Annotated in this window: 1 protein-coding gene; it reads left to right on the top strand. The window is 25.3% G+C overall.

The window, feature by feature from the left end; translation table 11 throughout:
* The first annotated feature begins 457 nt into the window (after positions 1 to 457).
* Positions 458 to 586 (top strand): hypothetical protein, encoded by a 129-nt coding sequence (locus tag A9G44_RS13830; protein WP_257006595.1) that lies wholly within the window; start codon positions 458 to 460, stop codon positions 584 to 586.
* Positions 587 to 1,087 lie beyond the last annotated feature (501 nt).

The following is a 1,087-nucleotide window of genomic DNA, read 5'->3' as shown; positions in this document are numbered from 1 at the left end:
AAATAAATTTAAAAAAGAAAATAAATAACTATTAGCAATTAAATGAGTATTTTTAAACACACCCAAACAGTGACTAAAAACAATCATTATAATTGCAACACCACGTAATACATGTATAGAATGAATTTTTTGCGGTTTATCTGTTACCATTTTAGATACTGTAAATAATGAAATAAACTAGCGTACATTATCACATTTCTATATAACTGAAACTACAATTTACAAAAATAAATATCTAAACAAATAAAAAATAAAATATCATTTAAAATTAATTAATTATAAACATCTTTCTGAATTGACCCTGTAAACGAATTTGTGAATTTACCTATTTTCGAACCACTCTAATGAGTAAAAATAAGTTAAATATAAAATGGATGAATAAAAAGTAAGACAAATGGCAGCCGAGCTAGCTAAAAACATAAAAGCGTAGGAAGATTTAGGTAAATTAACTAGTTTTATGAACAAACTAGTGATTGATACCGCATTAAATGAAAAAATAACCACGCATCTAGGTCATGAAAAACACCAGAAAAACGAAGAAGCAACACATGTAACGGTTATAGCACAAAAACCGTTATACAAGTGATGATGGCGAGTTAGAGCTCACCATTTCACGATTATGCTCTTATCTTCTTTTTTGTTCCACTTTCATTTAAAATCGATTAATCTGTTTATTTTTACATAATCACCAATACAACTCCAACTTGTTTAATTGCTACTTCCAACCCTTTATCCCTCATATTTTTTGCTACCTCCGTGATTTTAACAACTACATAACTAGAATTAGATGTATAACTATCGCTGTTAATTTAAAGATAGCAATTCAATCATAATTTGAAGATTTAAAAATTTGTTAAAAACTTTCAGGTAACTATGTGTTTCAGTATAAAAATACAGCTTATAACAGATAAATTGGGAAATTTGCAATATTATCATTTAGTAATTTGATTAAATTAAATGGATAAGATTGATGATTTTTATAAAAATTTAAAAATAATTTATATTAAAAATCATTGCGTTACTTTTTTTATCATTAAATATTAAAAAATATATGAAATTAAATTGAACTTTTCCCCATTTAGTCTGT

Source organism: Gilliamella sp. Occ4-3 (genome assembly GCF_001690675.1).
In the GTDB taxonomy this organism is placed as follows: Bacteria; Pseudomonadota; Gammaproteobacteria; order Enterobacterales; family Orbaceae; genus Gilliamella; species Gilliamella bombi.
The sequence above is the reverse complement of the archived record's forward strand: the minus strand, read 5'-3'. Positions and strand labels throughout refer to the sequence as shown.

What these genes read in the sequence shown, in the direction of transcription:
- A9G44_RS13830 (WP_257006595.1), top strand. Translation starts at nt 458, where the DNA reads ATGAACAAACTAGTGATTGATACCGCATTAAATGAAAAAATAACCACG.